This is a genomic window from Thalassolituus sp. (assembly GCF_034111725.1).
GTDB lineage: Bacteria > Pseudomonadota > Gammaproteobacteria > Pseudomonadales > Oceanobacteraceae > Thalassolituus.
This window is the reverse complement of sequence record NZ_JAWUWR010000061.1, coordinates 1-23,803: the sequence shown is the minus strand read 5'-3', so window position 1 is coordinate 23,803 and position 23,803 is coordinate 1. Positions and strand designations below refer to the sequence as shown.

Sequence of the window (23,803 nt, the reverse complement as noted above, 5' to 3'; positions counted from 1 at the left end):
CGGCGATTGCGACTTACTTGGCGTTGGCGTGGCGTCTATCAGTCAAATTGGCGATCTTTACAGTCAAAATGCGGTGTCGCTAGAAGACTGGCAAGAAGCACTGGAAAACGGCGGACTGCCAGTCAGCAAAGCCTGTACAACCAATGCCGACGACCGCCTTCGTCGTGACATCATCATGGGGCTGTTGTGCCACCTTGGTATCCACTTTAACGAACTGGATCAGCAACATAACATCGACAGCCGCACTTATCTCAGGCAGGATTTAGCTCGGTTGCAACCCATGTGTGATGACGGACTCGTAAACATAGACGAGCACGGGGTGCAGATTACAGATTCAGGTCGCTTACTGGTACGTCATGCCTGTATGGCCTTCGACCCCTATCGGCAGCAGGATGACCAAACCCGTTTTTCCAAAGCTATCTAAGAATTGGACCAAGCGCCTCTGGTGGGCGCAATGGCCCCTTTATGTACTGCTATTTCTGGGAGTGAGCCATAGCCTCAATCGCCACTTATTAGATGAGGGCAGCAAGCTCCCTAATTTAGCTCTTTATAACCAAGCCGGTGAACCGACAACACTTAAGTGGCCGCAGCCTGAACAAACCATCGTTTTATATGTGTTTGCACCTTGGTGCAGCATTTGTCGAGTCAGCATGCCCGGCTTGAATTTAATTCCACCCGAACGAGCTAAGGTAATAGGCATTGCACTGGATTGGGATAACGCTAAACAGGTCGAAGATTTTGTTGAATCAACAGGATTCAGAGGCGAGTGGTATTTAGGTGGAAGCAAAATAACAGCGGCTCTTAAGGTTACCGGCTACCCTAGCTACTATGTCGTATCTGGCGATGGCGTAATTAAGCATCGAGATCGAGGCTTAACCACACCACCTGGGTTGTGGCTAAGAACGATGCCTGATAACTAAAGGCTTAACTTTAAGCGCAACGATATCAATAATTAGCGAACTCATTTTCAGGTCGCCAAATCTTCCAGCGGCCATTCTCATGTTTAAAAATCACCCGCGTTTCAAATGGCTTCTGAAAAGACTCTTGACTGCGTCGCAGCGTCCGCGCAGCACGGAAGGCTGGGTCTCGTACCCAGCTTTCAATATCATCGACATACCAAGCCACCACCGCCTCAGCGTAGGTATCGCCACCTTGCTGCTGCGGCTCCGATAACGACATGATCTCTTTCACCCGCCGAATACCATAATAAAACCCCTCCGGATCTTCGTCGTTCAACGCACGATAATCCCAGGTAAGCACAACGCGTTTTTTCCCCGCGCCCATGTCTTCCATGTGCATCATTTCGTCTCTGGCGACCATCTGATGACGTAACAGGGCCGCCAAAGTCACAGCATCGCGACTCGTAGAAGCACGCTCAACTTGCATCGGCAAACGCATAGGCGTCCAAAACAAGCGCTCACCAGCAAAGCCCTGTTGTAAGACACTCGCTGCCATATTTGGGCCAAATGCAGGTTGAGTTAGGCCAAAACAGGAAAAAAGTAACAAAATTGTAAGAATCAGTGGTTTCATCTTTGCCCTCCAACCCTTAGGATAGCCGCTCTTTTTTTGATCATGTAATTTGTCACGAAAGTGTCATTGATTTGTTATAAATTTTGGCAAATCAGAGAAAACGGGAAGAACCATGCAGCAAGCCATTGCCCCCCTGCGTACCGAAATCGCTGAAGCGTCGCTGATTGCGCGCATCACTGACGACCCGCAAGAGATTCAGCAGGCGCTTGAACTCCGTTTCCGTGTCTTTGCCGAAGATATGGGAGCCGATGTTGAAGGCGCCCACCTAGGCATAGACAAAGATCGCTTCGATGACCTGTGTATGCACTTGGTGATCAAAGATGTGAACAACGACCGTGTGGTTGGTTACAGCCGTATTCTGACCAATGAACTGGCAAAAAAAGCCGGCGGATTTTATTCATCGACTGAATTTGATCTCAGCAACATAGTGCGTGATGGTCGTACTTTTATGGAAATTGGTCGCACTTGTGTCGATCCAGACTTTCGTAGTGGCTCAGCCATTGGCATGCTTTGGGCATTTATCGCTCAATACCTCGATGATCAGAATATCGACTACCTTATGGGCTGTTGCAGCATTCCCTTGTCCGATGGCTATGCCCGTGCGGTAGCAGTCGTTAATCACTTGCGTGAACATCATTACACTAGCCCTGATCTGCGTGTGACGCCAAAAGTGCGTATGCCAACCATTGATGTCGACATGGACGGCAAACACTTAGTACCGTCATTGCTGCGCGCCTACTTACGCTTAGGCGTTAAAGTGTGTGGAGAACCATACCTAGATAAAGACTTCAACGTTGCTGATGCGCTGATTCTGCTGCACCGCACCGAGCTTGATCACCGCTATTTGCGTCGTATCCTCAAAGGTTAACTCAGCATTCCGCAGGCATGCTTAGAATGATGCGTGCCTTTGCGGTAAACTTCAGCCTTACTTCAATCTGTGAGGCCACATGAAAAAAGCCATCATGCGCTGGTTATCATCCCCGCGTATCTTCCGCCATACCATCAATCTGTTTACCCCGTATATTGGCGCTGGCATTAAAGCTACCTATTTATCGCCGGACTACCGCGAAATCCATGTGCAGATGAAATTGCGCTGGTACAACCGTAACTATGTTGGCACCCACTTTGGCGGCAGCATATTCGCCATGACAGACCCCTTCTACATGTTGCTGTTCATGAATATTCTCGGGCCAAAATACATCGTATGGGACAAGGGTGCGGATATCGACTTTGTAGCTCCCGGTAAAGGCACCATAAGCGTACGCTTTATCATCACTGACGCTATGCTAGACGAAGTTCTAGAGAAAACAGCCAATGGTGAGAAGTTTGAGCCAACCTACGAAGTACACGTCATCGACGAAGCAGGAGATCTGGTAGCATCTGTGCAGAAACGACTTTATATGCGCAAGCATCCACGCCACCGCTAAACGTCGCTCAATAAAGCTAAGTCATCCCAGTCTGCTACACTTTTTGTATCGACGTGTGTGCTAATCACACACGCTCACGATTCAACAAGGTAAACGTTATGACCACCATTACCATCAATCAAGCCGCAGAAACCATCGCTAATCTGCTGGAAACACTTGAAAACGCTTATTGGGAAGCAGCAAACTGTGAAGAAAAAGATCGGGTATTCAATCTCGCGCAAATACTCAATGCGGAATACATCGAGCTATTAAAGATCAGCGTGCAGGATCATCATTATGAATACGAAGTTATTTCAATCGCTCCGTCTGAGTTACTGCAAGCATTGAATAGTTTCGCCTTTAATTGCCAACAACAAGTCCGTCGACAAACGACAGCGTCTCGTCTGCAGAGCCTGCTCTCTCAATTCAGTAACAACCTCAATTGAGACCACTTGATTATTGCGTTAGAAGCGATCTGATAGACGCCAAGTCGACCGTTTGACTGAAACGATTGCGACCTGCGGATTTAGCTGCGTAAAGCGCTTCATCCGCCGCTTCCATCAATACCATAACATCGTCGTCCACACGCGGCTCACACCACGCCAAACCCATGCTCACTGTCACATAAGGGTTTACGTCTGAGCCCGCATTAGGGATCGCTTGATATTCAATGGATTGACGTAAGCGCTCAGCCACCACTGCCATACCATCAAACTGGATAGACGGCAGTATGATAGCAAACTCTTCGCCGCCAAAACGAGCTACCAGATCACGTGGACGCTGCACTTGCTGGTTCAAGGTCTGAGCAACTCGACGTAAACATTTGTCGCCTTCTACATGGCCGTAGTTATCGTTATAACCTTTGAAATAATCTATATCGATCATAATCAAGCCAATATTGCCGCCCTCTCGTTGAGCGCGACGCCATTCTGCTAACAAAAAGTCATCTAAATAGCGACGATTCGCCACCTGAGTGAGCGCATCGGTAGTGGATAAGCTCTCTAAGCGTTTGATCTGCGCTCTATGACGCAAAGTCACCTCAACACGCGCTTTGCAAAGTTCGGAGTTCAGTGGCTTGCGGATATAATCTAGAGCACCCGCCTCCAACGCAGCCAGTTCAGCCTCATCATCGTCCGGCCCCATGATGAGCAAACTGACATTACGGCTAAGAGGGCTCTCTAACCACTGACTACAAAAAGACGCCACCTGCTGACCAACAAATGCCATATCGAGTAGTAAAATATCTGTCTGATGAGATGGCTCGCTCAGACGATAAGTTAACTGCTCCTGATTCATCGCACTCACCAATGTGACTGCAGAACCTAAGCAGGCACCTAGCTGCGCCTGAACAGCTAAAGTTTCGTCAGCAATAATAATGATTGGATCTTGCGTCATAAGCATTAATATCCGTCAACGTGAGATCAGTATTATCGACCAGAATACACGAAACTTTGGCACTGTTAATAAAACTTAACAAATATTTACTGGACGTCAGTTTTTCACACATTCAACCCTAAAGATTCGTCAATAATTTGCCAAGGATATCGCACATAACGATATTTAAGTAAACTAGAAGTCGCTCAATATGGCGTTAAAAGTACACTGTGAAATAAACGCCCTGAACTAAAAATCGTAATAGAGACTCAAATGAAGCCATTACTGTTAATTATTTATTCACTCTTAACCGTTGCTTGCACGCCACAATCAGATGAAAGTGATAGCCCTAAAACACTGATAAATCGGGATGTAAACCTGCCCGACTTTAGTGTTTACAATGATGTAAATGAAAAAAAAGCAGCATTCTTTGGTTATCTTCTACCACTTATAGCGCAAGCGAATTTGGATGTTCAGGCAGAACGTGAAGAAATGATGGCGATGGAGAAACGTCAACCGCTCGATCGTAAAGATAAAAACCGCTTAAAAGAACTCGTACTAAAATACAAAGTGGATGAATCATTGCCTGCAAAAGAGAAAATTCGGATATTGCTTGATCAAGTCAATGTGGTGCCAGCGTCACTTGTACTTGCTCAAGCGGCCAATGAATCCGCGTGGGGAACCTCGCGCTTTGCCGTCGAAGGCAACAATTTATTCGGGCAATGGTGTTTCCGTAAAGGCTGTGGTCTAGTGCCAGAAGCACGCGGGGAAGACGCTAACCATGAAGTAGCTGCATTTGAAACGCCATTTCGTTCGATCTCAAGCTACATTCGCAACCTAAACCGCCATCCTAGCTATCAAGAACTACGCGAGAAGCGCAACGAGTTATTTTCTAAGCAGGGTTATGCGAACGGTGAACAACTCGCCGAGGGACTAATGCATTATTCAGAACGCGGAGAAGAATATGTCAACGAAATTCAAGCTATGATTCGTTACAACAAACTGAACCGTTACGATCCAAAAAATCCAGAGAGTTAAACTGCATGCCCAACGACGTCATAGACAAGATGGCAGAAAGTCCGAAAAGTAGTAGCCCTACACAAATAGGCAGTAGTGATGACCCTTTAATACATGACTTTAAAATTGTTTTTAGACGCCGTGATTGGCTTTGCTTATTTAACGGCGATCAAGATGGGCAACTGAGTTGGCTATCCACCGAAGGATTAGTTGTTACTGCAGACAGACGCTTGCCCGTTGGTTGTCAAGTGTGGATTAGTTTGCGCTCGGCCTATCATATTCTGCATCGTATTCCAGCGGATATTGTGCGAGCAGAGCCGTGCAAAAATAGTTTCCGTTACAGCATGCGCTTCCTACTTGATGAACTACCGGAAGAGGGTCGTCGCGGCGCTCGCATGGTTTTGCAACAATTAACTCATAGTCTGCAGCATTAATTAACTTAATGATTTCAAGGAGTATATTGTGCAGAAATCTGTTTTAGTCGTTAACTGTGGCAGCTCGTCTATTAAATTAGCGTTATACGCCGACTGCAGTGCGGGCGAACCTGTTATTACCGCCTTAGCCGAGCGCTTAGGAGCTGAAAATGCCTCCCTCACCATCGACGGAGAATTAAGTCATAGCGAATCCGGTTTGATGGATCACTGCGCGGCATTAAGTCGGTTTATTGAACTAGCGAAATCACGGTTGAATAATCTTGTAGGTATTGGTCATCGCGTTGTTCACGGTGGAGAGGCTTTCCATAGCAGCACACTGTTAACCGAAACCGCATTAGCTGAGTTACGCCCTCTATCTGCCTTAGCCCCATTGCATAATCCCCGCAATCTTATGGGCATCGACCTATGCCATGACTTGCTGCCAGGCATCCCTTCAGTCGCCGTATTTGATACTTCTTTTCATCAGTCTATTTCCGAACACGTATATCTGTATGGGGTACCCTACGACTGGTACGAACAAGATCAAGTGCGGCGTTACGGTTTTCATGGCACCAGTTATCGTTATGTGGCACAGAAAGCCGCCGATTTATTGCAACAACCGAGTGAGAACTTACATCTGCTGATCGCCCATTTAGGCAACGGTTGCAGTGCCTGTGCCGTGCGTCAGGGTAAGTCGGTTGATAGTTCTATGGGACTAACACCACTCGAAGGCTTGGTCATGGGAACCCGCAGTGGTGATATTGACCCCGGTTTAATTGAACATATGCAGCAATCTCGCGGTATGACGCTGGAGCAATCAATGAACATATTGAATAGAGAGAGTGGACTTAAAGGTCTATCCGCTGGACTCAGCAACGATATGCGCACCCTACTTGAAGCTGAGAAAAACGGAAGTGAAGCGGCTGCCAGAGCCATTAAAGTCTTTTGCTTTCGGGTTGCACGCAATTTGGCCGCGTTATCAACCTCCTTGCCGACCATAGATGCGGTAGTATTCACCGGCGGTATCGGCGAGCATGCAGCACTTATTCGTCAACGGATTTTGGCGGCATGGCGCCCTATGAATTTCAGACTTGATGATGCGTTAAATGCTCGACACGGAGATCAATACGGTCGCATTAGTCAAACGGGTAGCCCATTGGCAATGGTTGTCCCTACCAATGAAGAGCGAATGATTTCCCAAGACACCTATCAAAAGGTTACCCATGATTAACATTTTTATTGCTCCAACCGATATTGAAAGCGGTTTAACAACCATTAGTCTCGGCTTAATTCAGGCGCTTGATTCACACGGCCTGAAAGTAGGGTTTCTTAAACCCGTCGCACCAGACTATGCTGCCAGTGAACGCTCAACGCACCTCGTTCGTTCTGTGTTGCATTTGGAAACACCCAATCCAATGAGCTTGCAAACGGTGCAGCAAAGTATCAGTGAAGGGTTGTTAGACCGAGTTCTTGAAGATGTCGTCGGTCTACATGCACAAGTAAGCCATGATTGCGATGTCATACTTATCGAAGGGTTAACCCCTGATCGGAAAGAGCCATACACAGCAAAACTCAATGTCGAGATCGCGAAAGCTCTAAATGCTGATGTATTGTTTGTCGCCAATGCCGAAGGTCGCAGCATCAATCAACTCCGCTCCGATTTGCGCTTACAAATCAGCCTGTTTGGTGGTGCCAAAGCAAATATCATGGGCTGCATTATCAACAAAGCTGGAGCGCCTGAGTTAAAAGACTCATTGCCAACCGCCGAATCGGCACCGGAAACACTCCCACCCGCAGGCTGCAGTGCGCACGAGTGCGATAACTTACACATGGATAACTGCCCTGTTTTAGGGGTTATCCCTTGGCAGGCCGACCTTCTAAGCCCTAGAACCTTAGATATTGCTCGGGCATTGAAAGCCGATGTGATACACCAAGGAGAGCTTGATAGCCGACGCGTCACACGAGTAACGCTTTGTGCTCGCTCTCTAGTCAATATTATTGACTTGCTGCGCCCTGGAACACTAGTCGTTACTCCTGGCGACCGCGACGACATCATAGTTGCGGCAGCCATGGCGGCAACCAATGGAACTCCTCTTGCAGGCCTATTACTGACCAGTGGCTATGCTCCCAATAAAGGTCTAGACGCCCTATGTCAAAGAGCATGGCAAACAGGACTACCAGTACTGAGCGTCAATACCGACACATTTGCAACCGCCCGAGCCCTTACGCAACTGGATACCCATGTGCCAATCGACGATGGTGATCGCGTACATCGAATCATGAATGTCATTGCTTCTCACCTGCATGGCGAACGCCTGTTAGAACGCATTGGCGCACCCCACACGCCACGTTTGAGCCCAGCAGCTTTTCGCTATCAATTGGTATCACGAGCGCGCGCTGATGTCCGTCGTATCGTATTGCCTGAAGGCGAAGAGCCAAGAACTGTTCAAGCGGCTGCTATTTGTCAACAGCGAGGGATTGCCCAGTGTATTCTGCTGGGTAAACGCGACACGATTGAACAAGTCGCACGCGCCCAAGAAATTGAACTGCCGGATGACTTGTTAATCATCGACCCTGAAGATGTCCGCGAACAATACGTTGCCGGTATGGTTGATTTACGCCGTCACAAAAACCTCACAGAGCCAATGGCTTTGGCCCAACTCGAAGATAATGTCGTGCTCGGCACGATGATGCTGGCACTCGATGAAGTCGACGGCTTAGTCTCTGGCGCCATTCATACAACTGCCAATACTATTCGCCCTGCGTTGCAATTAATTAAGACGGCACCCGGCGCAAAATTAGTATCCTCAGTATTTTTTATGGGCCTACCAGACCAAGTTTTGGTCTATGGCGACTGCGCTGTCAATCCCGATCCGACAGCCGAAGAACTTGCCGATATCGCCATTCAAAGTGCTGAATCAGCAACCGCAATGGGCATTCCCGTGCGTGTTGCCATGCTGAGCTACTCGACGGGCGAATCAGGCACTGGCGCAGACGTTGAAAAAGTGCGCGCAGCGACGCAAATTGTTAAACGCGATCGCACCGATATCGTGATTGATGGACCGCTCCAATACGATGCTGCGACCACCGCCAGTGTAGCGCACAGCAAGGCTCCAAACAGCCCTGTTGCCGGTCAGGCGACGGTGCTAATATTCCCCGATTTAAACACCGGAAATACCACCTACAAAGCCGTTCAACGCAGCGCCAATGTCATTAGCATTGGCCCTATGTTGCAAGGGCTTGCTAAACCCGTTAACGATTTGTCGCGCGGCGCATTGGTAGAAGATATTGTCTACACCATTGCTCTGACGGCAATTCAGTCACAACATCAAACGAAAGGATAATCCACGCATGTTTCCGCTATTTAAGGGTATTGTGGCCAGCCTACTCCTGCTGGTAAATACGCTGTTTTGGGCCTGTTTTTTATTTAGCTTTACGCTATTTAAAATCATTCTTCCGATACCGGTCATTCGTCGCCTAATTACAGCCATTTTGGATACCATCGCCAATGCCTGGATTTCATGTAACTCCGGCTGGATGATACTGACCCAACGTATGGATTGGAAAATTGAGCGCCCGTCCAATCTCGATAAAAAAGGCTGGTATTTTGTCCTCAGCAATCATCAAAGCTGGGTTGATATTTTAGTGCTACAACACTGTCTTAATGGGCGTGTTCCATTGTTAAAATTTTTCCTAAAGCAAGAATTAATAAAAGTACCTATCATGGGAGCCGCTTGGTGGGCACTGGATTTTCCATTTATGAAACGCTACAGCAAAGCGTATCTGGAAAAGCACCCAGAAAGAAAAGGTCAGGATTTAGAAACAACGCGTAAGGCGTGTGAAAAATTCAAAGATCTTCCAACCAGTGTTATGAATTTTTTGGAAGGTACGCGCTATACAGAGCAGAAGCACGCCGAGCAAAAATCGGAATTCAAACACTTACTGAAGCCCAAGGCCGGCGGAATGGCATTCGCGATGAGCGCAATGGGTGACCAATTCAAATCCATTTTAGATGTGACTATTTATTACCCTGACGGCATCCCAACCTTTTGGGATTTCATGCAAGGAAAAATGCCGCGCTGTAGCGTCGTTATTGAAGAAAAGGCAATTCCTAAGGAGTTGATGAACGGTGATTATGAAGCTAGTGATCGCTACCGTTTAGATTTTCAACTTTGGGTACAGCAGCTGTGGGAAGATAAAGATCGTCGTTTAGAAAGCATACGCAACCAATATAATTGATAGTTAGGCGGCGCAACTCACGCGGTTGCGCCCGCTGCCTTTCGCTTCGTATAAATGTTCATCCGCGCGTCGTAAAAGCGATTCATAGCTCGATCCCATCGCAGGCACTTCAGCTGCTACGCCGATGCTGACCGTAGCAACATCATGATTCGACTTTTCATGCTTTAATCCCAAAGCTTCTACGCCACGACGAATGTCTTCCGCCATACGGCATGCTTCTTCGCTCTTGGTTTCTGGCAACAAAATAACGAACTCTTCGCCGCCATATCGCGCGCATTCATCACCAGGACGCTTGCAATATTCGTTGATCTTTTCTGCCACAGCGCGCAGGCATACGTCGCCTTGCTGATGGCCATAAAAATCGTTGTAACGCTTAAAGGCATCTACGTCGATCATGACAATTGCCACCGGTAACGAATTACGCATGCAACGATTCCACTCTTCGAACATTTTTTCTTCGATAAAGCGGCGATTAGCAATACCAGTCAAACTGTCGGTGGTCGATAACTGGTGCAAACGTAATCCTAAATACTTCAAGCGCTCCGCCTCTAACGCTAACAAACGATTCTTAATGTAATCAGTACGAGCAGACGCCTCAATTTCAAACGATAAATACCCACCCATGGCTATTAATATCATCCAAAAAAGTATGTAGTAAGGTGCGATGGCATGCGCTAATAAATCAACAGGGGTTGGATTAATAGGCAGAGGAACATTAGCAACAAAAATTGCATAGGTTATTAACATCGCTAACGATGCGACTAACATGATACGAAAATTCACCCGCAACGCCATCATAGCGAAGACCTGCATAGGCACCATGCCCATATGATAAAAATAGCTCATCTCTAATTCAACGTAGGTTACGTTCCAGAGCAGTGAGGCAAAACAAATGTAGGTACCAAGCCCGACCAAATACAGACGATAAATGCCAATTGCTGTTTTAAACGTAAAAAAAACAAACACGGCCAAAATAGCCGTAATGCTAGTTCTAATCGCGAGAAGGAAGATACCACTCTCTCCGCCAAAATGAAGATCCGCCCAACCAAACAATAGAAAAATAGCTAGGCCGGCATAGACAATTCGAAGATCACTTTGAAGAGTTTGAGTAACACTGTATTCCGAATATGCACTCTCTAGACTATTAGGGAAACGCATAAAAAAACGACCACGCTTCAGCAATACCAGCAGCATGTTAATTTGGCCCTCAATCGGACCTAACGTCGCACTATCTTGTTCGATGCCGCTTTTATGCACTGACATTACCATTTGTTATAGTCTTTACATATTTAGAATAGGACATCTGGTGTTACAATGTAGTGCCCGTCATCACAGATTAGTCTAGTAAAGATCTCTTAAAAGTCACTGAGGTTCCCATGAAGGTATACGACGACATTAGCCAATCCATCGGTAACACACCACTTGTTCGCATAAACAAGTTAACCTCCCACCCACATGTTTATGCCAAACTCGAAAGTCGAAATCCAGCACAATCGGTTAAGTGTCGCATTGGCGCCAACATGATTTGGCAAGCAGAGAAAGATGGTGTGCTAAAGTCCGGCATGGAAATCGTAGAACCTACCAGTGGCAACACAGGTATTGCGCTCGCCTTCGTCGGCTCAGCTCGCGGCTACAAAGTGACATTAACCATGCCAGAAACCATGAGCATGGAGCGTCGTAAAGTGATGCTGGCATTAGGAGCTAACCTAGTTCTGACAGAAGGCGCAAAAGGCATGAAGGGCGCTGTCGATGCCGCTCAAGCCTTGGTCGATGAAGCACCAGACCAACGTATTCTTCTGCAGCAATTTAACAACCCTGCCAATCCAGCAATCCATGAGCTAACCACAGGTCCAGAAATTTGGAACGATACCGACGGATTAGTCGATATTGTTGTCGCTGGTGTAGGTACTGGCGGCACCATTACGGGTATTTCGCGTTTTCTAAAGCAGCATAAAGCCGTGACATCTGTCGCAGTAGAGCCCGCCGATTCGCCAATTATTACCCAAACACGCAACGGGGAAGAGATAAAACCTGGCCCACACAAAATCCAAGGAATTGGCGCCAACTTTATTCCCGGCAACTTGGATATCAGTATCTTAGATCGGATTGAACAGGTAAGTAACGACGAAGCAATGAAAACCGCTCATGAGCTAATGTCAAAAGAAGGCATCTTGGCTGGTATTTCTTGCGGTGCTGCCATGACCGCCGCTCTGCGCCTTGCAGCAGAGCCTGAAAATGCCGAAAAAGTCATTGTCGTCATCCTGCCGGATTCAGGCGAACGCTACCTGACTTCTCCATTATTTGAAGGTTTCTTCAAATAGATATCCGTAAGTCATGACTTGCTCTTTCGACCTAAGCGATCCCCAAATCTTATTAGATGGGGCTACGACTTATTATGCACAGGCGATATCCTTCTCCTGTGCAGATCAGCTATTCGCTTCCTTGTACGCTGAACTTCCTTGGATGCAAGAAAGTATCATGATTTACGGACGAGAAACCCTCAGTCCACGCCTTCAAACGTGGCATGGTGATGAAGGCATCTCTTATCGTTATTCGGGTAAAACCTTTACAACTCTTCCCTGGACGCCAACGCTGTCACATCTGTGCCATTCCATTAATAAAGCTTTTGACTTACAACTCAATTCAGTTCTCGCGAATCTCTATCGTGATGGTCAAGACAGCATGGGGTGGCACGCCGATGACGAAATGGAACTTGGACAGAAGCCGATTATTGTATCTTTGAGTTTGGGCGCAGAACGTGATTTCGCGGTGCGCCGAATCGGTGAACAGCGTCAGGCGGGAAAGCTGGCATTAGCTCACGGCAGTTTGCTAGTAATGGAAGCGGGCATGCAAGACCGGTGGCAGCATAGCCTGCCCAAGCGTCAGGGAATAAAACAACCGAGAATCAACCTAACGTTCCGTGAAGTCTTACACAGCCGCATCAATTTGCCATAATCGCTTCTAAGCGAAACATGATAACCGGGGTGGTTTCGTAGCCCTTATCGCCACTCCACTCTAATTCTGGCGCCACCTCAAAAAACATCCAAGATTTATAGACTTGACGACGATAGCGCAGCCCGACGCTGTAATTGTTAAAGGTTGCTCCGTTCTCAGTATTTCCTCGCGCCTGACCAATCAAAGCGATTGCAGCCTTTCTGCTTAATTCTCGATATGACCCTAGGCCATAGCGCAATTCAAAAAAATCATCATTGAGCATATAAGAAGCTTTCGTTTCTAATCGCAATAAGCGTTCGGTTGATAATGGGTAATCAAATACCAATGACGTGTCTTCGCCATAGCCTGTACTAGTAAAATAAGACAGGGTCTGGGTGATACGCATATTCCAATGATCAAAATACGCTAGGCGACGAGCGCGTAATCGCACAAATGGATCCGGCGGCACCGCCCACTTCACACCAGCATCAATGTTCGTGCTCCAGTATTCGGTTTCACGAATAATAAAACGCAATGCCGCGCTGTATGTTGGGTTTTCGAGGCTTTCTAAAGGGTCACCTTCGCGCGCTTGCTCGTCTTCTGACTCCAATAACAAATTCAAACGCTCATTGGTGTGCGGTAATACCAAGCGAACGCTAGCGCCGAACTTGTAATCAACAGGATCACCAACTTCACGCCGTGTATAAAAGGAGACTTTAGCAAGGCTCCCTTTAACACTCTCTTGTGCTAGCGCTTCATCAAAGAAAACATCGACGAAAAAAGAGTCGATTCCACCCGACAGATTATCAAGATAATTAACCACCCAACCGCGGGAGCGATCCATCATATCGTGGGGAGTTTGAATCTGAGAGCTATCTACTTCACGGGGAATATCTGGCAGCATCATTTCGACTTGCGGCAGCAATATGGGCGGCTGCATTGAAGCTTCGCTAGAAGCTACAAAACAGAACGCTAACACCCGCCAGATGGAATACATAGCTATACGGGATCGTGGTGAACCAGAATCTCTGCACGCGGAAAACGCTCTTGAATTTGTGCTTCCAAGCGATCACCTATTGCATGTGCTGATTTCAGCGACTGAGAACCGTCCAGTTCTAAATGAAATTGAATAAACTGTACGACCCCAGATTGACGTGTGCGGAGATCGTGGTAGCCCCGCACGCCCTCACAATTTGAAATCAACTCAATCAAGGCATTTTCATCCTCTTCTTCTAGCGCACGATCCATAAGGACATTTAAGCCATCCCGGACGATACCGTAAACGCTGTAAAGCAGTACTAAAGCAATGACCAACGCGACCGCTGGATCTAACCAGTAAACCTGCCAGTAAGCGGCCAGCAATGCCACCACAACCGCAAGGCTAGTTAAAATATCACCGTAATAATGCGCAGAATCGGCTTTGATCGCTAAGGATCCTGTCTTTTTGTATACCCAACGTTGATATAAAACTAAAACTATCGTCGCCATGGTAGAAAACAACATCACACCTATACTTTCGCCAAGCGCGTGCAGTGCCTGAGGATTAGCCAAGCGATCAAGAACGTGCACTAACAAAACGACCGCCGAACCCAAAATAAAAGCGGACTGCACTAAGGCCGCTAAGCCTTCGGCTTTATAGTGACCAAAAGGGTGGTCGTTATCTGCAGGCATTAGGGCATAACGAATAGCAAAAAAGTTAACCATCGAGGCAATAATATCCATCGAAGAGTCTAATAATGACGACAGTACACTGGCTGAATCACTGGCAGACCAAGCAAAGATCTTAGCAATAAGCAGTATGATGCCTGTCGCCATTGAGGCGAGTGCTGCTCGTTTAATATGGACAGAAAATGGGTGAGTCATGATAAGAACGATGCCATTAAAAATCGTATTATGCCAGATGTGATCCGAATTGGTTGTGCTTACTGGCGGATTTCAACAGTAAATAGCTGCTATACTCGCTAACTTAACAAAAGAGTGTGACGCAGGTCAGATTGAACCTTGCTGTAACTTGACCGATCTTGCGCACTTTATACATAGTGGAACAGTCGTAAAACACTGGGTGAACTCATAATGTCTATAAAAAATGCTCTAGTGGTCGATGATTCAAAATCTGCCCGAATGATGTTGCAACGTCTCCTTAGTAAAATGAATGTGCGAGTCGATACTGTGGACAGCGCAGAAGCAGCACTCTTGTTCCTAGAAGATGCTCAGCCCGACATTATTTTCATGGATCATATGATGCCTGGCATGGATGGTCTGGAAGCTACACAAATAATCCGCTCCAATCCCAAAACCTCGGGCATCCCCACCATCATGTACACCTCAAAAGAAGGTGAAGACTATTTCAAGATGGCTCTGTCGCATGGAGCCAGTGGTGTCTTGGGTAAGCCAGCGAATCAAGAAGCCGTGATGGCGGTGATTAAATCATTAGATGCGCCTGCAGCGAACGATGATACCAAGGATACAGCGCATGCGATTCCTCTTGTAGAAATCGATCACTTAATTCAAAAGCACGTTAAACAGGCGTTCTTCATTGCCCGTCGCGAAATCACCGCAGGTATTGATACCACAGCGCAACAGTTACAGCATCATCAGCGACACCAATTAGAAATTATTCAGCAGCAGTTACAAGCGCGTACGCAAGAAAGCAAACAGGCACTCGAACAAGCTCTAGATGCCAATGCTCTGTATAAGCTAACCCAACCATTGAATCAGCGCTTAGCGATGGCCGTTGCCGATAAGCTGATTAAGAAAAATGCCGATGATGTGGTTGCTATCATGCACACCAACAAAGTAGAGCTAGAAGCTCTGGTCGGAAGTCAAAATAAAGAGCTACGTCGTGTGATACGCAGTGCCAGTATTATGGCTGGAACAGTAGGTGCCTTGCTCGGCTCCGCCATCGGAATCCTAGCGGCTCTAGCAACAAAACTGATCTAACGCATGAAATTATGCCGAATACTTCCTAGACAGGTGTATTCGGCTCGTTTGGACCCCCTTCGCTCTTCCCATTCCTATGCCGCCTGTTTAGACTGAGATTAAGAACTTAGCCAAAACACTCTGTGTGCGGCTGGGTATTTCATTCCACCGATCATGGATAGCCAAATGATAAGAATAATTGGATTAGCCGCCATTGTTGCATTGAGTGGTTGTGCCGCTCCTGCCCCTTTAGTGATTGCCGGCTCTGGTGTTCATGCCATTGCACGCCACGACGAAAATATTAAAGTGCGTTCTGCTGCAGCACTCAAAGACGAGCCAGATCTACTCACCTACTCAATGCAATCTATTGGTCGTGGTAAAGCACCTGAAGCCATTCAGACGTACATGCTGGGATACAATAATCCAGATTACAGCACCAATATGAAATCATTGGCCCTATATCAAATCGCATTGATTTACATGAACCGTTTTAACGATGATCGTGATGATGAAAAAGCGCGTCAATATTTACAGCGCCATCGCGAAGAATTTCCTAATTCACTACTCACCACTCGCATTCAAGATCACATAGAAATGCTGCAGAAACGTGATGAAGCACCAGTGACAGACCACGCGGCACAGTTGCTCAAAGAAGTGGATCGCGAAGCTTTATTGGCACAAGATTTAACGCCATACGATGCTGATCTAAATCCAATGAGCGAGCGTGCAATTGCTGAAGATCGCACGGCGGATGCAGAAGCCGTATATAACATAGTGTACGAAAATGTCGCATCTGGCGAAGAAATGCGCGCCAAGTCTTTGTATCAGTTAGGCCTTATTTTCATGAGTCCATATAACAAAGATGCTAACCGCATGAAGGCTTTAGATTACTTCCGTAAAGCGAACGAAGAGTTTCCCGATTCAAGCGTTCGTGAAAAGGTCGATATGAAAATAACTGAACTGCTTAATCGTCAGAATTAATCATTTCACAGCCCAGTAAAAAGCTATTTTTACTGGGCTATTACAACCTAGCTTTCGATGCAATTACTCTATCGACCAAGTAACGTCATCTTCATCTGTTACACAGCTATTAAAGTTATCGATATTAGCGTCATTGCATACTAAATCGGTAGCAACAACATCGCTGCCATCAGTAAAGACCTCGACTAATAGCCACTCGTCATTATCAATCGCAGTATTGAGATCGCTGCATTGACTATATTGGCTGCAGTTAAGTTCTTGAGCTCCATCATAAAGAGTAATCACTCCGGTCGAGTCATTGTCCAAGGCGCCACCTAATAAAATGATTTTGTAGGTATAACTACTGCCTGTGTAATCAATCGGAGAACTGTCGTCAGTGACTAAACTCGCTGCCGTAATCGCTCCCGAACTAGACCGAGTTTGTTGCACGGTAATATCGTAGCGATAGCCCCAATCGTAACTAAAATCGGCAATATCAACCGGTAAAATCTCCCAATTATCTGAGCTATTTAAGCGATATAAATAGCACAAGGATGCCGTAGATTTGCCACAGTCACTCAAAAAAGGAGCGATTTGCCAATCGACTTCAGTTTCCCCTTCACAATCGCTACTAAAGTCTTCTTCACTACTAGAACAAATAACCTGATCTAACGTTAACTCACCCGCATCCACACTAAATTCACCAACAACGATGTACTGATTGCTAACAGCTGTCGCCAATACTTCACAATCGCTTATACAGATAAAACTTTTCTCACCACCAAGATACCAAGCATCTGCGCTCAATTGAGTTATTACACCATTCTCTGTGTATAGGTTAATTTGAAAAGGCGTATCCGTGGTCACCACCGTCACATCTTCTTCGATGCTGTTATATGAATAAGAACTGGGATTACCATTGCTATCAAAAGACGTGGTCACATTAATGGTGTAACGATGACCCCAAACAAAATCGGTAAATCCTGACAAATTAGCGTCCGATACTCCCCAGCTATCGGTGCTCAGCTCGCGTGTACGAAAGCAAATATCAGCGGAATTCTTATCGCACTGTGTCTTGTAGTAATCAACCTGTAGCGTTTCCTCTTGATCACTCCAATGCCGTCCTAGCTCCGGGCACCCCGAAAGGACAAGTGTTACCGCCAATAAGTGCAGATACAGCATAAACTTCATATCAATCTCTCATCTTCAATTAACGGGGCCGCATAGTTTAATAACAAACGACGTACCACGGTTTCTGGTTCATTGTGAACTCGAGCTAGCAAGGCACGACAACAAATGTCATCAACGTGGCCAGGGCTTACATCGGTGGCAAGGTTAAATTGGCTCTGTAGTAGGGATAACGCCGCGCGATGAACCGGCATCACAACGGCCAATGCCTTAATTTGTCGATCGATCTCTGCGGCCATCGCATTGGCATCAGCCAACATGTCGCCTTTTAATGGCGAGCCGAAGCATACACGAACATGTCCTTTATAACCGGTTAGCCCTCGAATAACACTTTGGGTATCTTCGTTAGCTGCTTTGGCATAAGGCGCGCCCTCTGTGCGAGCAACCAACTCCCTCGCCTTTAATACGTCACAAGGATCCCATTCATACTGAACTAACACGGGCACAGGACGCAGAGAGGTTAGCGTCGTCGCAAAGTCATCTTTCAGTTCGCGACCACTGAGCGCAAGCATTTTCAGAACCGCTGTATCCGTTTTGTCGCGACTGTCTTTCGCACGTCCTTCTCGTTGCGCTAACCACACCGAGTGACCTTGATCTAACGACTGCTTGATGTAACCCGATAATCGTTGGAGTTCAGTTAATTTCTGACGCTTACTGGCAGCAGAGCGTTTAACCACGAAGCTTTTATTCAGACGCATAACATCGGCTAACACTGGATTACGCAATAGGTTATCACCAATGGCAATACGAGCTGTGGGCCAACCTTGACGATGCAATGAAAAATTAATTAAGGTCGGATCCATTGCGATATCACGATGATTCGAGAGCCACAAATAAGACGCTCCACTCACCATTCGATCAAGACCAGAGACCTCAACCCGCGACGTCGTTTTGCTAATCAGCTCTTCAATCCAACGCACTAGCCAAGTCTGCACCTCCTCGACACTCGTCATCGCACCCAAGCGCCGCCGAAGGTGCCATCCAACCAACCAATAGAGTGCAGGCTTCGTCCATGCAGGGCTCTTCGGAAAGCGATAAGCCGCCAAAGCTCTTCGCAATTCGTGAGACTGACTGAGCTTAGTAATAACCCCCGACACTTCATTATCGTTGTACGGACGTATGTCAAAATACGGATCATGCATGGGTTGTGACAACCTCTAAACCAATGTTTCTATAATGCCAAAGGTAGCCCACAACGTCGTTAGGTAAAACAAGAAAACTGTGTTTTCCGAGATATTGAAGCTTGGATTGGTGTATTCTTCAAATAGCGACTTGTTGCGATAGGCAGCATCAGAAAGCGCCACGACAAATAGGTTCAATAAAACCATTTTTATCAATCAATCGTCATAGGGTAAATAATGATCGATCAATGGGACCCATCACTGCCCACAATCACTCGTCCTGATTCCGCAACGCTACAACGCCTTGCAGAGCAAAGTACGGTACTGCGCGAACAAGGCAAAGATGCCTTAACGCTAACTGCTGAGGACTTACAGCAAGGAGCCTGTTGGATTCAACAAAGCGAAGATATCTGGTTGGACGTCATTCCAACATTGAGTGATGACACCTTAATTGAACTCGCCTTTTTTTATACTCAGGCCGAAATGATCTTATCGGGTTTTCAAGCGAAAGCCAAAAACCCAGCGATATGGATTTTTCGTTATTTACGCCAAGTTAAACGCTTACCAGAAAAAGCCGTTATCCGAGAATTGAAAGCACTGACCGATAATCGTTTTATCCCTTATGGAAGCGTTTTGTGAGAGGCTGGCTAAATACCTGCAACGCCTGCCTCATATCCTGCAGGCGAACAGGTTTAGTTAAATAACCGTCCATCCCCACGTCTTCACATAGTTGCCGTTGCTCTTCCATTGCATCGGCAGAGAGAGCAATAATTGGAATATCACAGATATCTGGATTTGCTCGAATGGCGACCGTGGCTTCTACACCATCCATAAACGGCATATGACAATCCATTAAAATGATGTCAGGGCGAGAGTTCTCTAAATAACGCAATACTTCCCCACCATGTGCAACTACAGCCACCTCGCAACCGAGATGACGCAATATCTGCGTAACCACCTTCTGATTAACGGGATTGTCCTCTGCCAATAAAATATTGATGCCTTTGAGCAATGTCTTATTATCGCTCTCCTCATGATTAAAGCGCGTGATAATGTCGGACACAGGACGCGTTTTATCCAGCAAACGAAGTAAAATTCGCTTCACTTCTTCTTGTCCTATCGGCCATTCCCAAGAAGCATCCATACCGGAATTAGAAAGGCGATGACTACCCTCAAAAAAACCGTCATCGGCGGTCACTGCAATTCGTCCTCCCTTCTCTCTAACTGCGTCTCGCGCGCTTTCAAACTCAGCTTTCCGATACAATGCATTGGAGATGACCAGCACGCTAGGCTGATGCTGACCGAGTTCCGTCGTCAAAGATTCCATATTTTCAAACTGACGAACGAGAAAACCCATCTTGCGAACAACCGATACCACCAAAGCACGATTAATCGCTAAAGAATCTGCCACCCATATGTCGTAGTCTTTTTTGATAGTAACTGAAGCTGTCGCGGCTAGATTTTCGGCCTCTATGGCGGCGATAGGCAAAGTAATATCCATCCAAAAACAAGAGCCAATTCCAGGACTGCTCACAACGCCTATTTTACCACCCATTAAATTTGCTAGGCGCTGGCAAATATTCAACCCCAACCCTGTTCCCCCTTGATTTGCCGATATTGCACCATGGGCAAAGCTATACTCTTCAAACAATGACATTGCTTGATCTGGAGGGATACCAATACCACTGTCTTCAACGCTAAAACGCAAGGTGGCATTGTTATCGACTTGGCGAACCAAGACAGTTCTTAACAGAACATGGCCTTCATCAGTAAATTTAATAGCATTGGTTAAAAGATTCATCAGCACTTGTCGAATCCGCGTAGGATCGCCAACGACATGAGATGGCACGCCATCTTCAAAGAATAATTGTATCGCTAACGATTTTTCGCGTGCTTTAGGGCTAACAATTTCAATCACGCGCAAGGCCATATCATTTAAATCGAAAGGAGCCGCATTTAGCGTTAGTTTATTTGCTTCGATTTTCGACAGATCCAACACATCATTAACGATCGCAAGTAAATGTTCGGATGAGTGCGATATTGTTCGTAAATACCCTTGCTGTTCAGATGTCATTTCAGTGCCTTCTAAAAGCGACACCATCCCCAGAAGGCCGTTCATCGGAGTGCGTATTTCATGGCTCATACTAGCCAAAAATCGGCTTTTTGCAGTGCTAGTATCTTCAGCAAATTTCTTTTGCTGCTTGAGTACGCTTTGAGCATTTGACACTTCAGTGATATTGCGACTAATAACCAATAAAGAAGCTAACGTAGTTGCTCGTACAATCGGTACTAATTGGTTGGACAAGACTACTTTTTTTCCGTGTAATCCTATCAGTTCAATTTGATAAGACTGAGGGGTAAGAGTCTCGATCGCGAGAGAGAGAGAATTCAAAAATACCGAATGTTGCTCTGGCGCTAAGCATTCGCCGATCTTATGCCCCACCAACAACTCACAATCGAAATATTCCGAAATGCGATTACTTTTAATGATGGTGCCGTCTTGAAGAATTTCTAGAATAGAATCAGGTAGATGATTCCAAATTAGCTGTAACTGTTGCGCAGATTGCAGTAAATCTGAACGTTCCGACTGAAACCGTCGCCGAGACAATTCTTGAATAATAATAATGGCAATAAGTACGGCAATAACAGGCAGAATCCAGTACCAAAGCATAGCAATATCCCTTGACCTGAACCGGCCAGCCTAAATTAACGCTTAAGCCGCTACATTATTGGTTAATTGCAATACAAATTGCGGTTGATCTGTTGGCCAACTTAAATGAATCCAGCCATCTCGCGCAGCCGTACCTGAAACGCCTCCCAGAGATATGCAAATGCGTAACACATCCTTCGCATCGCTGTCTTTCAACAGACGATTGACTGACGCTTCATACTGCATTTGCGTAATAGCGACTGCAGCAGGTTGATGCTGACTGATCAACCAACCAAAATGTATTGGATCAGATGTCACCATTAGATCCCACCCAGCTCGTCGAACGCAGGCCGCAACATCAGCAGATAGATCATCTACATCCGCTAATAGCACTAATTTATGCCCGCCCAGATCGAGCTCTTCTGGTATTGGCATATTGTTGTTATTCAGAAAATCGACAAAGCTGTCCACTGGGATGCGATTATCTCCGCGCCCTGGAAGCTTGTATGCGTCGAGGTGACCGCGCTCGATCCAGCGAATGACTGTACGGAAGTTAACTCCGCAGTATTTCGCTACCTCGCCTGTTGTAAGTGCTTGTTTTTCCCGCACAGCAAACTCTCAATTTGGTAACTACACTGAATTCAGTATAGATAGCCCAGCGTTATTGCAAGGTGAATTCGACGGATTTTTTTAATCCTGTACCGTAATTGTGATTCTGCACATGGGTAATGATTCGCACCCAACAACGGTGTATAGCTGAAATAGGGGTTCCCATGCAGGTGAATGTTCTACTCGTCGATGATGAAAACGGCATTATTCAGGCACTAAGACGCATGCTACGTCCGGAGCCCTATCAACTATTCGAAGCTCATGATGGTGAAGAAGCGCTGGAGATCATTCAACGTGAAAAGATTCACCTAATGGTCACAGACTATAAAATGCCTGGTCGCGACGGCATCTCTCTATGCGAAGAGGTGCGGCGCCTATCCCCTGCTACCTATCGATTGCTGCTGTCGGGTCAGGTGGACTACAAAGCACTACAGCAAGCTTGGAAAGATGGTGTTGTTCATCGCTTTGTTGCTAAGCCATGGGACAACCATACGCTCACGATGCACATCCATGAAGGGCTCAAGCAACATGCCCTTTTGCAGCGCCTAGAACACATGCAAGAGGCTATTGTCGCCGATCAAGCCATGCTACTGACCGATGACAACTGGATTGTGCGGTTGGCCAACCCAGCTTTATGCCGAGCGCTAGATTGCAGAGAAAGTGACCTACTCGGCGTTAATTTGTTTTCCGCCAGCCTTTCAACCATTGCTATCTCGTTGGAGGCCGAAGTCACTCGTCAGCTCGATTCAGATCAGGTATGGCTGGGGTATTTCAACTTATTGAATCAGCATCGAGACCAAGTACCCAGTTGGATGGCGATCAGTCCATTAGGCAAACGCTATCGCCTATGTGCACTTAATTTAGTCAACGAGCATGATATTAATAGCGTCGACCCCGCATTGGCCGTCTCTAGCTATCCCAACACTCACTCACGAAAAGACCAGCCAATCACTAATGACCCTAAATTGCTTATTATCAGTGCCGACGCCTCACGCATCAGCGACAACACGGCAGCAAACGACTATTTTCGCCGCTTAAAAGCTTTGTGCCCGCCCAACGCTACGCCCTACTATTCGCAAGAATTACATCGTTTCTTAGTGCTACTTCCCGGTGATATCAACAACCAAGTCTGCCAAGAGTTGTGCACGAGAATTACCCGTGAGCTGCCGGCTAGTCGTAATGAGTTGCCACCTGAAATCAATATTGAACAAAAGCCAGAGGGCACAGATGATTGGGAAGCTTGGTTACGCAGTCATTTACACAAAGATACTGAAAAGACCTCAATTATCCCTGATGCCGAAGTCGAATTTAAAGCCCTACCTATATTCAATGCCCAAGGAGGTCTAGTCGCCTTAGAAAGCCATAAATTGGGCGAATATTCAAAGACTGAATGGGAAGGTTGGTTTAACCAATTAATGAGTACATGGGATACGAGGTTTACCG

25 protein-coding genes and 1 pseudogene are annotated in these 23,803 nt (G+C 46.5%); 16 read left to right on the top strand and 10 right to left on the bottom strand.

Annotated elements, in window-relative coordinates; genetic code table 11:
* Together UXZ23_RS10445 and UXZ23_RS10440 are read left to right on the top strand one after the other, a co-directional pair.
* Window positions 1-424, top strand: a pseudogene (locus UXZ23_RS10445) (coproporphyrinogen III oxidase); the annotation flags it as partial.
* Window positions 393-920, top strand: coding sequence for a TlpA disulfide reductase family protein (locus UXZ23_RS10440; RefSeq protein WP_320820521.1), 528 nt, complete (start codon window positions 393-395; stop codon window positions 918-920). The pseudogene UXZ23_RS10445 and the gene UXZ23_RS10440, both read left to right, overlap by 32 nt.
* Window positions 921-945: 25 nt before the next feature.
* Here the strand turns inward: UXZ23_RS10440 and UXZ23_RS10435 are convergent, their stop codons facing one another.
* Window positions 946-1,530 carry a hypothetical protein gene (locus UXZ23_RS10435; RefSeq protein WP_320820520.1) on the bottom strand — a complete coding sequence of 195 codons (585 nt, stop codon included), beginning with the start codon at window positions 1,528-1,530 and terminating at the stop codon, window positions 946-948.
* Window positions 1,531-1,642: 112 nt separating this feature from the next.
* On the opposite strand from UXZ23_RS10435, the gene UXZ23_RS10430 reads away from it, so the two are divergent.
* From UXZ23_RS10430 to UXZ23_RS10420, 3 genes are all read left to right on the top strand, one after another.
* Complete coding sequence (locus tag UXZ23_RS10430) at window positions 1,643-2,398, top strand: GNAT family N-acetyltransferase (protein ID WP_320820519.1); 756 nt, start codon at window positions 1,643-1,645, stop codon at window positions 2,396-2,398.
* Window positions 2,399-2,492: 94 nt separating this feature from the next.
* Entirely contained in the window at window positions 2,493-2,957 is a 465-nt protein-coding gene (locus UXZ23_RS10425; RefSeq protein ID WP_320820518.1) for a DUF4442 domain-containing protein, read from the top strand.
* Window positions 2,958-3,055: 98 nt separating this feature from the next.
* Window positions 3,056-3,382 carry a hypothetical protein gene (locus UXZ23_RS10420; RefSeq protein WP_320820517.1) on the top strand — a complete coding sequence of 109 codons (327 nt, stop codon included), beginning with the start codon at window positions 3,056-3,058 and terminating at the stop codon, window positions 3,380-3,382.
* A gap of 10 nt (window positions 3,383-3,392) precedes the next feature.
* Here the strand turns inward: UXZ23_RS10420 and UXZ23_RS10415 are convergent, their stop codons facing one another.
* Window positions 3,393-4,331, bottom strand: a complete 939-nt coding sequence (locus UXZ23_RS10415) for a diguanylate cyclase (RefSeq protein WP_320820516.1) — start codon at window positions 4,329-4,331, stop codon at window positions 3,393-3,395.
* 252 nt (window positions 4,332-4,583) lie between these two features.
* Between UXZ23_RS10415 and UXZ23_RS10410 the strand changes: the two genes are divergently transcribed.
* The 5 genes from UXZ23_RS10410 to UXZ23_RS10390 are packed head-to-tail and all read left to right on the top strand — an operon-like array spanning window position 4,584 to window position 9,979.
* Window positions 4,584-5,348 (top strand): glucosaminidase domain-containing protein, encoded by a 765-nt coding sequence (locus UXZ23_RS10410; protein ID WP_320820515.1) that lies wholly within the window; start codon window positions 4,584-4,586, stop codon window positions 5,346-5,348.
* Window positions 5,349-5,353: 5 nt separating this feature from the next.
* Window positions 5,354-5,761 carry a hypothetical protein gene (locus UXZ23_RS10405; protein WP_320820514.1) on the top strand — a complete coding sequence of 136 codons (408 nt, stop codon included), beginning with the start codon at window positions 5,354-5,356 and terminating at the stop codon, window positions 5,759-5,761.
* Window positions 5,762-5,789: 28 nt separating this feature from the next.
* Window positions 5,790-6,971, top strand: coding sequence for an acetate kinase (locus tag UXZ23_RS10400; protein ID WP_320820513.1), 1,182 nt, complete (start codon window positions 5,790-5,792; stop codon window positions 6,969-6,971).
* Window positions 6,964-9,084, top strand: a complete 2,121-nt coding sequence (gene pta, locus UXZ23_RS10395; RefSeq protein WP_320820512.1) for a phosphate acetyltransferase — start codon at window positions 6,964-6,966, stop codon at window positions 9,082-9,084. The genes UXZ23_RS10400 and pta overlap by 8 nt, the downstream gene beginning before the upstream one ends.
* A 7-nt stretch (window positions 9,085-9,091) precedes the next feature.
* On the top strand, window positions 9,092-9,979 hold the full coding sequence (locus UXZ23_RS10390; protein ID WP_320820511.1) for an acyltransferase: 888 nt from the start codon (window positions 9,092-9,094) through the stop codon (window positions 9,977-9,979).
* 3 nt (window positions 9,980-9,982) lie between these two features.
* Here UXZ23_RS10390 and UXZ23_RS10385 read toward each other — a convergent pair whose 3' ends face one another.
* Window positions 9,983-11,242: a GGDEF domain-containing protein gene (locus tag UXZ23_RS10385; protein WP_320820510.1), complete on the bottom strand. Its 1,260-nt coding sequence runs from the start codon at window positions 11,240-11,242 to the stop codon at window positions 9,983-9,985.
* Between the two features lie 113 nt (window positions 11,243-11,355).
* On the opposite strand from UXZ23_RS10385, the gene cysK reads away from it, so the two are divergent.
* The gene (cysK, locus tag UXZ23_RS10380; protein WP_320820509.1) at window positions 11,356-12,300 is read left to right on the top strand and encodes a cysteine synthase A; all 945 of its coding nucleotides are present in this window, start codon (window positions 11,356-11,358) and stop codon (window positions 12,298-12,300) included.
* A 13-nt stretch (window positions 12,301-12,313) separates the two neighbouring features.
* On the top strand, window positions 12,314-12,934 hold the full coding sequence (locus UXZ23_RS10375) for an alpha-ketoglutarate-dependent dioxygenase AlkB family protein (protein ID WP_320820508.1): 621 nt from the start codon (window positions 12,314-12,316) through the stop codon (window positions 12,932-12,934).
* Here UXZ23_RS10375 and UXZ23_RS10370 read toward each other — a convergent pair.
* Both UXZ23_RS10370 and UXZ23_RS10365 read right to left on the bottom strand, forming a co-directional pair.
* Window positions 12,921-13,910, bottom strand: coding sequence for a hypothetical protein (locus UXZ23_RS10370; protein ID WP_320820507.1), 990 nt, complete (start codon window positions 13,908-13,910; stop codon window positions 12,921-12,923). The genes UXZ23_RS10375 and UXZ23_RS10370 overlap by 14 nt on opposite strands.
* Window positions 13,911-13,912: 2 nt before the next feature.
* Window positions 13,913-14,776 carry a cation diffusion facilitator family transporter gene (locus tag UXZ23_RS10365; RefSeq protein WP_320820506.1) on the bottom strand — a complete coding sequence of 288 codons (864 nt, stop codon included), beginning with the start codon at window positions 14,774-14,776 and terminating at the stop codon, window positions 13,913-13,915.
* A gap of 210 nt (window positions 14,777-14,986) precedes the next feature.
* Between UXZ23_RS10365 and UXZ23_RS10360 the strand changes: the two genes are divergently transcribed.
* Entirely contained in the window at window positions 14,987-15,853 is an 867-nt protein-coding gene (locus tag UXZ23_RS10360; RefSeq protein WP_320820505.1) for a response regulator, read from the top strand.
* Window positions 15,854-16,018: 165 nt separating this feature from the next.
* Window positions 16,019-16,813, top strand: coding sequence for a tetratricopeptide repeat protein (locus tag UXZ23_RS10355; RefSeq protein WP_320820504.1), 795 nt, complete (start codon window positions 16,019-16,021; stop codon window positions 16,811-16,813).
* Window positions 16,814-16,876: 63 nt separating this feature from the next.
* Here UXZ23_RS10355 and UXZ23_RS10350 read toward each other — a convergent pair whose 3' ends face one another.
* The 3 genes from UXZ23_RS10350 to UXZ23_RS10340 are packed head-to-tail and all read right to left on the bottom strand — an operon-like array spanning window position 16,877 to window position 19,308.
* Window positions 16,877-17,983, bottom strand: coding sequence for a DUF4377 domain-containing protein (locus tag UXZ23_RS10350; protein WP_320820503.1), 1,107 nt, complete (start codon window positions 17,981-17,983; stop codon window positions 16,877-16,879).
* A complete protein-coding gene (locus UXZ23_RS10345; RefSeq protein WP_320820502.1) occupies window positions 17,980-19,122 on the bottom strand; it encodes a 1-acyl-sn-glycerol-3-phosphate acyltransferase in 1,143 nt (380 codons plus the stop codon). Before UXZ23_RS10345 ends, UXZ23_RS10350 begins: the two co-directional genes overlap by 4 nt.
* Before the next feature lie 15 nt (window positions 19,123-19,137).
* Window positions 19,138-19,308 carry a hypothetical protein gene (locus UXZ23_RS10340; protein ID WP_320820501.1) on the bottom strand — a complete coding sequence of 57 codons (171 nt, stop codon included), beginning with the start codon at window positions 19,306-19,308 and terminating at the stop codon, window positions 19,138-19,140.
* 30 nt (window positions 19,309-19,338) lie between these two features.
* Between UXZ23_RS10340 and UXZ23_RS10335 the strand changes: the two genes are divergently transcribed.
* Window positions 19,339-19,740 carry a hypothetical protein gene (locus UXZ23_RS10335; protein WP_320820500.1) on the top strand — a complete coding sequence of 134 codons (402 nt, stop codon included), beginning with the start codon at window positions 19,339-19,341 and terminating at the stop codon, window positions 19,738-19,740.
* Here the strand turns inward: UXZ23_RS10335 and UXZ23_RS10330 are convergent.
* The gene (locus UXZ23_RS10330; protein WP_320820499.1) at window positions 19,715-21,772 is read right to left on the bottom strand and encodes a response regulator; all 2,058 of its coding nucleotides are present in this window, start codon (window positions 21,770-21,772) and stop codon (window positions 19,715-19,717) included. The two genes, UXZ23_RS10335 and UXZ23_RS10330, sit on opposite strands and share 26 nt — an antisense overlap.
* Window positions 21,773-21,814: 42 nt before the next feature.
* Complete coding sequence (locus tag UXZ23_RS10325) at window positions 21,815-22,360, bottom strand: helix-turn-helix domain-containing protein (protein WP_320820498.1); 546 nt, start codon at window positions 22,358-22,360, stop codon at window positions 21,815-21,817.
* A 164-nt stretch (window positions 22,361-22,524) separates the two neighbouring features.
* Here UXZ23_RS10325 and UXZ23_RS10320 point away from each other — a divergent pair.
* Window positions 22,525-23,803: response regulator (locus tag UXZ23_RS10320; protein WP_320820497.1), on the top strand; the 1,279-nt coding region annotated here is incomplete at its 3' end.

Bases quoted from the DNA above. Each gene is read 5' to 3' on its own strand.
- UXZ23_RS10435 (WP_320820520.1), bottom strand. From the start codon at position 1,530: ATGAAACCACTGATTCTTACAATTTTGTTACTTTTTTCCTGTTTTGGC.
- UXZ23_RS10410 (WP_320820515.1), top strand. From the start codon at position 4,584: ATGAAGCCATTACTGTTAATTATTTATTCACTCTTAACCGTTGCTTGC.
- UXZ23_RS10430 (WP_320820519.1), top strand. From the start codon at position 1,643: ATGCAGCAAGCCATTGCCCCCCTGCGTACCGAAATCGCTGAAGCGTCG.
- UXZ23_RS10360 (WP_320820505.1), top strand. From the start codon at position 14,987: ATGTCTATAAAAAATGCTCTAGTGGTCGATGATTCAAAATCTGCCCGA.
- UXZ23_RS10415 (WP_320820516.1), bottom strand. From the start codon at position 4,331: ATGACGCAAGATCCAATCATTATTATTGCTGACGAAACTTTAGCTGTT.
- UXZ23_RS10420 (WP_320820517.1), top strand. From the start codon at position 3,056: ATGACCACCATTACCATCAATCAAGCCGCAGAAACCATCGCTAATCTG.
- UXZ23_RS10340 (WP_320820501.1), bottom strand. From the start codon at position 19,308: ATGGTTTTATTGAACCTATTTGTCGTGGCGCTTTCTGATGCTGCCTAT.
- UXZ23_RS10365 (WP_320820506.1), bottom strand. From the start codon at position 14,776: ATGACTCACCCATTTTCTGTCCATATTAAACGAGCAGCACTCGCCTCA.
- UXZ23_RS10355 (WP_320820504.1), top strand. From the start codon at position 16,019: ATGATAAGAATAATTGGATTAGCCGCCATTGTTGCATTGAGTGGTTGT.
- UXZ23_RS10345 (WP_320820502.1), bottom strand. From the start codon at position 19,122: ATGCATGATCCGTATTTTGACATACGTCCGTACAACGATAATGAAGTG.
- UXZ23_RS10385 (WP_320820510.1), bottom strand. From the start codon at position 11,242: ATGTCAGTGCATAAAAGCGGCATCGAACAAGATAGTGCGACGTTAGGT.
- UXZ23_RS10425 (WP_320820518.1), top strand. From the start codon at position 2,493: ATGCGCTGGTTATCATCCCCGCGTATCTTCCGCCATACCATCAATCTG.
- UXZ23_RS10370 (WP_320820507.1), bottom strand. From the start codon at position 13,910: ATGTATTCCATCTGGCGGGTGTTAGCGTTCTGTTTTGTAGCTTCTAGC.
- UXZ23_RS10335 (WP_320820500.1), top strand. From the start codon at position 19,339: ATGATCGATCAATGGGACCCATCACTGCCCACAATCACTCGTCCTGAT.
- pta (WP_320820512.1), top strand. From the start codon at position 6,964: ATGATTAACATTTTTATTGCTCCAACCGATATTGAAAGCGGTTTAACA.
- UXZ23_RS10440 (WP_320820521.1), top strand. From the start codon at position 393: ATGACCAAACCCGTTTTTCCAAAGCTATCTAAGAATTGGACCAAGCGC.
- UXZ23_RS10390 (WP_320820511.1), top strand. From the start codon at position 9,092: ATGTTTCCGCTATTTAAGGGTATTGTGGCCAGCCTACTCCTGCTGGTA.
- cysK (WP_320820509.1), top strand. From the start codon at position 11,356: ATGAAGGTATACGACGACATTAGCCAATCCATCGGTAACACACCACTT.
- UXZ23_RS10350 (WP_320820503.1), bottom strand. From the start codon at position 17,983: ATGAAGTTTATGCTGTATCTGCACTTATTGGCGGTAACACTTGTCCTT.
- UXZ23_RS10375 (WP_320820508.1), top strand. From the start codon at position 12,314: ATGACTTGCTCTTTCGACCTAAGCGATCCCCAAATCTTATTAGATGGG.
- UXZ23_RS10405 (WP_320820514.1), top strand. From the start codon at position 5,354: ATGCCCAACGACGTCATAGACAAGATGGCAGAAAGTCCGAAAAGTAGT.
- UXZ23_RS10330 (WP_320820499.1), bottom strand. From the start codon at position 21,772: ATGCTTTGGTACTGGATTCTGCCTGTTATTGCCGTACTTATTGCCATT.